Here is a 6,125-nt window from a genome sequence, read left to right on the forward strand (position 1 = left end):
GGCCTGGTTCAGGGCCGCGCCGCAATCACCGGCAGCACCACCCGCGACGGCGCGCCCGGCCCCATGTGCACGCTGTTGCGCGCTACCACGCGTGGCCCCGCGCTGCCCTCCGGTGCACCGGTGTTGGGGTTGACGTCGAAGCGCGGGAAGTTGCTGCTAGAGATGTCCAGCCGGATACGGTGCCCCCTGCGGAACAGGTTGGAGGTGGGCATGGGCTCGATGGTGATCTGCACCACCTCGCCGGGCCGCATCATCTCGGGGGCCTCCCACGAACGCCGGTAGCGGCAGCGCAGGATGCCATCCGTGAGGTTCATGGCATAGCCTTCGGGGTAGTCGGCGCTGGGCGGGTACTGGTCGATCAGCTTGGCGGTGAAGTCCGTGTCCGGGGCCGAGGACGATACGCAGAGCTCGATGGTGATGGGCCCAGAGACTTCCATGTCCTCGTCGAGCACCGGCGTCTGGAAGACCAGCACGTCGGGCCGCTGCGCCAACGGGCCATGGGGCGCCCGGGCCCCGAAGGTCTGCCCGCTGGTGCGCTGGTCGTAGGCGCCCGCCACCATCAGCGGCTCGCCCGAGGTGATGGAGCCGCCGAGGGTGGGCACTGGGGACGCGGGGTCGAAGTCGAAACCCAGCGCGTCGTCGCGGTCCGGCTGCACGGGCGAGAGTGCGCCGTCCGCCCCCAGGTACCAGGGCACGAAAGCGGTGCCGGGCACGGGCCAGTGGCTGGCGCTGCGCCATGTGCCGCCGTGGTCGAGCCGGCCGGCGGGCGTGCGCCGCCCCGAGCCGCCGCCCATGCGAAAGTAGCGCACGCTGTCGTCCATCGCCGGTGGCAGGGGTTGGCCCTTGAGCCAGTGGTCGAACCATGCCAGCCGCATGGCCACATAGTCCGGTGCGAGCGATCCATCGAGCACGGCGCCGGGGCCGAAGTCCACGTCCCCGGCATACGGCACGCTGCGCTCGCCATGCGTCCAGGGGCCGAGCACCATGCGCACACTGGGGTTGCCACGCCCGGCCAGGCCCAGGTAGTTGTCGGTGGTGGTCTGCGCATAGGGATCCCACCAGCCGCACATGAGCATCAGGGCCACGCCGTCCAGCGCCCCGTAGTGGCCGGCGGCATACAGCTCGGGCTGGCGCCAGTAGTCGTCGAAGGCGCCTCGCTCCCATTGGCCGAAGAGGTAGTCCTCGTACTCTGGCGCCCACTGCAGGGGCGAGTCGCCGCGCGACCAGGGCAGGCGCAGGAACCACTCGCCGATATCCGCCTGCGCCAGCGCCTGGCGTGCGGCATCGCCCAGCTGTGTGCTGCCGCTGCAGGCGTTGCGCAGTGCCCAAACGGCCTGCTTGAGCTCGAACGCGCCACCATGGCGGATGCCGCCGCGGTAGGCATTGGCAAAGCCGCCGCACTCGAGGAACATGGCCTTGAGGCCCGCGGGCCGCTGGCTGGCCAGCGCCGTCTGGGTGTGGGCTGCGTACGACAGGCCGTAGGTGCCCACGGCGCCGCGGCACCAGGGCTGGGCCATGATCCACTGCAGGGTGTCGGCCCCGTCGTGGGCCTCGCCCAGGTACTTGGTGAACTGGCCTTCGGAGTCGAAGCGGCCGCGGCAGTCCTGCACGACCACGGCGTAGCCGGCCTCGGCAAAACGGGCGGCCACTTCGCCACGCCGCAGGGGCGCGGGGTTGGCGGCCGTGCGTTCGCGCCGGGTCTCGGCGTTCTTGCCGTAGGGCGTGCGCTCCAGCAGCACAGGCCAGGGGCCTGGGGACTGTGTGGGCAGGTAGAGGTCGGTGGCCAGGTGCACCCCGTCGCGCATGGGCACGCGGTGGGTGTGCCGGGAGACGCTACCACCGGCCGCCGCCATGGGCGTCGTCGTTGTTGTTGTCATCGTCATGCTGTGGCCCCGGTCAGTCGAGCTTGAGGTTGCGTTCCTTGACCAGCTTGGCCCAGCGTGCCGTGTCTTCCTGGATGAAGCGCGCCAGCTCCTGCGGCGTGGTGGGGGCCGGCTCAGCGCCCTGGGCCACGAGCAGGTTGCTCACCTCGGCATCGGCCAACGCACTGTTGAGCGCTTTGCCGACCTTGCCCACCACATCGGGCGGTGTGCCCGTGGGGGCGAACAGGGCGTACCAGATGTCGTACTCGAAATCCTTGACACCGGCCTCGGCCATGGTCGGCACCTGCGGGAAGGCGCGCGAGCGCTTGGCGCTGGCCACGGCCAGGGGCACGAGCCGGCCGGCCTTGATGTGCGCGAACACGCTGGGCACGGCGTTCATGCCCAGTTGCACATGGCCGCCCACCAGCTCATTCACGGCGGGGCCGCCGCCCTTGTAGGGGATCTGGACCATCCTGGTGCCCGTGGCCGCCTGGAACATCTCCATCGACAGGTGGCCGGGGCTGCCATTGCCGCTGGTGCTGTAGTTCAGGGTGCCCGGGCTCTTGCGCGCCAGGTCGACCAGCTCGCGCACGGTGCGGGTCTGCAGACCCGGGTGCGTGGTGAGGATGGGCACGTTGATCACCACCCGGCCCACGGGCACGAAGTCGCGGGACGGGTTGTACGGCAGCTTGCTGGACAGCAGTGGCGCCGTGACCATGCCCGAGCCTGCGCCCATGAGCAGGGTGTAGCCGTCGGCCGCGGACGAAGTGACCGCCTGGAAGCCGTGCGCACCGGGCCGGTTGTCGATGACGACGGGTTGCCGCCACTGCTCCGACATCTTGCGTGCCACCACACGCATGGCCGTATCGGCAGCTGCCCCTGCCGGGAACGGGACCACGATGCGCACGGGCTTTTCAGGAAAGTCGGCCGCAGCCACGGCCAGGGGGTGGTACAGGACCAACGAGACGCTTATCAGCGCGAGGGCTTTCTGGATTCGGGACATGGGGGAACTCGGGGTCGATGGCAAGGAGGAATGGAGCTGGGGTTGCAGGGTTTCAGAAATCATGGCGCACTCCCGCGCCCACCACGCGCACGGCCACGTTGCTGCGGCTGGAATCGATGCCGTCGCGGTCGAGGAAGGCCTGCAGCTCGGTGCGCTTGGACAAGGCATAGGTGTACGCGACCTGCTGGCGCTTGCGAAGCCCCCGCTGCGAGGCCAGCACGTCGCGCTGCATCAGGTTGACCACCAGGGCGTGCGGGCCCGTGGAGAAACGGCTGCCCACCAGCCAGTAGTCCACGTCGGCACGCACGGCAGTGGAGGCTGCCGCATAGCGATCGCGGCCCAGCAGCACATAGGGCTCGATGGCGCCGAAGTCGTAGCGCAGGCCCAGCTGCCATTTGCTCGCGAACTCGTTGGCCAGCAGGCCGCCCGGGCGCCGGTCCGTGCCGTAGCCGATGCCTGCGGACCAGGGGCCGTCGGCGTAGTTGAGGCCCAGGTCAAGCGACCTGGCGCCGTTCTCCTGCTCGGGCGTCTTGGCGTCGCCGCGCAGGTAGTAGCGCGCACGCAGGTTCACGCCACCCCAGGTCGGGCTTTGGTAGCCCAGCGCATTGGAGGTGCGGTTGCGCGCATTGAGGATGGAGGTGCCGATGGCCGTGGCCCCGGCGTCGTTGGCCGCGAACGAGGTGATGCGCGTGACCTGCGAGTACAGCGGCGAGCCCGTGGGGTTGGCCGAATCGAGCCGGCCCAGCGCCAGCGTGCCCAGGCCACCGCGCAGGGCCACGTAGCTGTTGCGGAACGCAGGCGTGGTGGCGGCGCCCGAGTCGGCCTCGAGCCCCATCTCCAGGCCGAACAGGGCGGCCATGCCATCGCCCAGGTCCTCCCTGCCGCGAAAGCCCAGGCGGGACGCGTTGTCGCGCTCTTCCATGGCAGAGCCGGCGTTGCCGGTCTTGGTGTTGTTGACGGTGAGCCGCACCTGGCCGTAGACCTGCAGGTCTTGCGTTTGCGCCGTGGCGGGTGCGCCGGCAGACAAAAATACCAGGCTGCTGGCAGCCAGCGCGGCGGGGGAAATGGGCCTCATGAAGTCTCGCTCCTTGAATCGGATGTGGGTTCTGACGCCACGAATTCTGTGGAGCGGGGGGCTTGCCCACAACGCTATGACGAAGCCGTATTACCCTATGCGGATTGCTGTGTGTTTGCACCCGAGCGGGGCCGGTGCAAAGATGCGTGCACCAGGCCTGTACACACCGTTTGAACGTCCATGAATTTCAAGCAGCTCGAGGCCTTCCAGGCCATCATGCTCAGCGGCTCCACCACCGGCGCGGCCGAGCGCCTGGGCCTGTCGCAGCCCGCCATCAGCCGGCTGCTCGCGCAGCTCGAAGAGAGCCTGGCGCTGCGCCTGTTCGTGCGCGAGAAGGGCCGCCTGACGCCGACGGCCGAAGCCCAGGCCTTGCGCAACGATGCCCAGGGCCTGATGGACTCGGCCCAGTGCTTTCGCCGGCATGCCGAGCAGCTGCGACTGGGAGGATTCAAGCGGCGCCTGCTCAAGGTGGCCGTGCCCAATACGCTGGCCACCACGCTGATGCCCACGCTGGCCAGGCGCTTCATGCAGGCGCACCCCGATGTGGTGCTGGAGGTGCTGTCCGGCTCGTACAGCGACGCTGAGCAGGCCCTGCTCGGCCGCGAGGCCGACATCGGCCTGGTGCGCCTGCCGATGGAGATGCAGGGCTTGGCCACGCGTGCGACGCTCGACTCCGAAGCGGTGTGCATCATGCCCAAGGGCCATGCCCTGGAACAGCTCGCCCAGGTGAGCCCTGACGACCTGATCGACTGCAGCCTGATCCTGCTGGGCCGCCAGCGCCAGATACGCCACGAGATCGACATGGCCTTCCGCCAAAAGCGCGTGCAGCCACGCGTGGCGCTGGAGGTGCACTCGGTGAGCGAGGCCTGTGCCCATGTGGCGCAAGGCCTGGGGGTGTCCATCGTCAACGCGCTGCTGGCGCGGCATTGCCCCCAAGGCGGCATCAGCTCGCGCCCGTTCAAGCCCCACATCGGCTACCAGCTGGGCATCGCCACGCTGAGCAATGCACCGGCCTCGCCCTTGCAAGACACCTTCACCCGGTTGCTGGTGGAGGCGATGGCGCTGCCAGCCGCTGCGGTCAAGGAGCAACCGGCAAAACGCACCAAACCCGCCAAGGCGGGCTGATCCTGGGACCGATCAGATGGCGACCAAGTTGCGGATGCCCTTGGACTCCATCTCGCTGCCAGGTCCACGGGCGATGACCTCGCCACGCTCCATGACCAGGTACTGGTCGGCCAGTTCCTGCGCGAAGTCGTAGTACTGTTCGCACAGCAGGATGGCCATCTCGCCCTTGTCGGCGAGCATGCGGATGACGCGGCCGATGTCCTTGATGATGCTGGGCTGGATGCCTTCGGTGGGCTCGTCCAGGATCAACAGGCGCGGCCCGGGCGCAAGGGCCCGCGCGATGGCCAGCTGCTGCTGCTGCCCACCCGAGAGGTCGCCCCCGCGGCGGCGCAGCATCTGCTTGAGCACGGGGAACAGCTCGTACAGGTGCGGCGGCACGGGGGTGGAACCGCTCTTGTAGGCCAGGCCCATGCGCAGGTTCTCTTCGACGGTGAGGCGGCCGAAGATCTCGCGGCCTTGCGGCACGAAGCCGATGCCGGCGCGGGCGCGGTCGTAGGGGGCGGTCTTGTCGATGGCCTTGCCATCGAACTGGATGGAGCCGCTCTTGATGGGAACCAGGCCCATGAGGCTTTTGAGCAGGGTGGTCTTGCCTACGCCGTTGCGGCCCAGGAGGACGGTGACCTTGCCGGGTTCGGCGGTGAGGCTCACGTCGCGCAGGATGTGGGAGCCGCCGTAGTACTGGTTGATGTTTTGGACGGTGAGCATTGTGCTGGCCTATATCTGGTTCACGGGTTCATCGTGCTTGCAATTGGGAGCAGTGGTTGCGGCGTGCCTTGGCAGGGGACGGGAGCCGGGTCTCGGCCCGGCGGCCGAGGTACTTGTTCTTTGCTTCGCCAAAGAAAAGTACCCAAGAGAAAGGCGACCCCGCTGCCCGTGTCCCCTGCGCTGCGCTCCGGGGCAACCTGCGATGCTCGGTCCTGGGGTGCGCCGAAGAACTCCCTGCGCGCCCTCTGCGAGGGAGCTCCGGTCAGACAGCTTCGGCGAGCCAGACAACGATGCGCGTGTCCTTCGGCACGCGCTCACCCCAGGCCCTGCGCTTCTCGGCACGGTCAGAAGGGGG

General features: G+C 68.8%; 5 protein-coding genes. 1 reads left to right on the top strand and 4 read right to left on the bottom strand.

Annotation, left to right across the window (positions count from 1 at the left end):
• Positions 1-8: 8 nt before the first annotated feature.
• From AC07PA_RS10945 to AC07PA_RS10955, 3 genes are read right to left on the bottom strand one after another with little or no spacing between them, the layout of a single operon-like run.
• Complete coding sequence (locus AC07PA_RS10945; RefSeq protein ID WP_494605290.1) at positions 9-1,877, bottom strand: CocE/NonD family hydrolase; 1,869 nt, start codon at positions 1,875-1,877, stop codon at positions 9-11.
• Positions 1,878-1,896: 19 nt separating this feature from the next.
• On the bottom strand, positions 1,897-2,865 hold the full coding sequence (locus AC07PA_RS10950) for a Bug family tripartite tricarboxylate transporter substrate binding protein (RefSeq protein WP_494605245.1): 969 nt from the start codon (positions 2,863-2,865) through the stop codon (positions 1,897-1,899).
• Positions 2,866-2,917: 52 nt separating this feature from the next.
• Complete coding sequence (locus AC07PA_RS10955) at positions 2,918-3,940, bottom strand: porin (protein ID WP_494605247.1); 1,023 nt, start codon at positions 3,938-3,940, stop codon at positions 2,918-2,920.
• Between the two features lie 180 nt (positions 3,941-4,120).
• Between AC07PA_RS10955 and AC07PA_RS10960 the strand changes: the two genes are divergently transcribed.
• Positions 4,121-5,065, top strand: a complete 945-nt coding sequence (locus tag AC07PA_RS10960; RefSeq protein ID WP_494605249.1) for a LysR family transcriptional regulator — start codon at positions 4,121-4,123, stop codon at positions 5,063-5,065.
• Between the two features lie 12 nt (positions 5,066-5,077).
• Here the strand turns inward: AC07PA_RS10960 and urtE are convergent, their stop codons facing one another.
• Entirely contained in the window at positions 5,078-5,770 is a 693-nt protein-coding gene (gene urtE, locus AC07PA_RS10965; RefSeq protein ID WP_494605251.1) for an urea ABC transporter ATP-binding subunit UrtE, read from the bottom strand.
• Between the last annotated feature and the right edge of the window lie 355 nt (positions 5,771-6,125).

The organism is Acidovorax sp. GW821-FHT09B03, assembly GCF_059418305.1.

Bases quoted from the DNA above. Each gene is read 5' to 3' on its own strand.
- urtE (WP_494605251.1), bottom strand. From the start codon at position 5,770: ATGCTCACCGTCCAAAACATCAACCAGTACTACGGCGGCTCCCACATC.
- AC07PA_RS10960 (WP_494605249.1), top strand. From the start codon at position 4,121: ATGAATTTCAAGCAGCTCGAGGCCTTCCAGGCCATCATGCTCAGCGGC.
- AC07PA_RS10945 (WP_494605290.1), bottom strand. From the start codon at position 1,877: ATGACAACAACAACGACGACGCCCATGGCGGCGGCCGGTGGTAGCGTC.
- AC07PA_RS10950 (WP_494605245.1), bottom strand. From the start codon at position 2,865: ATGTCCCGAATCCAGAAAGCCCTCGCGCTGATAAGCGTCTCGTTGGTC.
- AC07PA_RS10955 (WP_494605247.1), bottom strand. From the start codon at position 3,940: ATGAGGCCCATTTCCCCCGCCGCGCTGGCTGCCAGCAGCCTGGTATTT.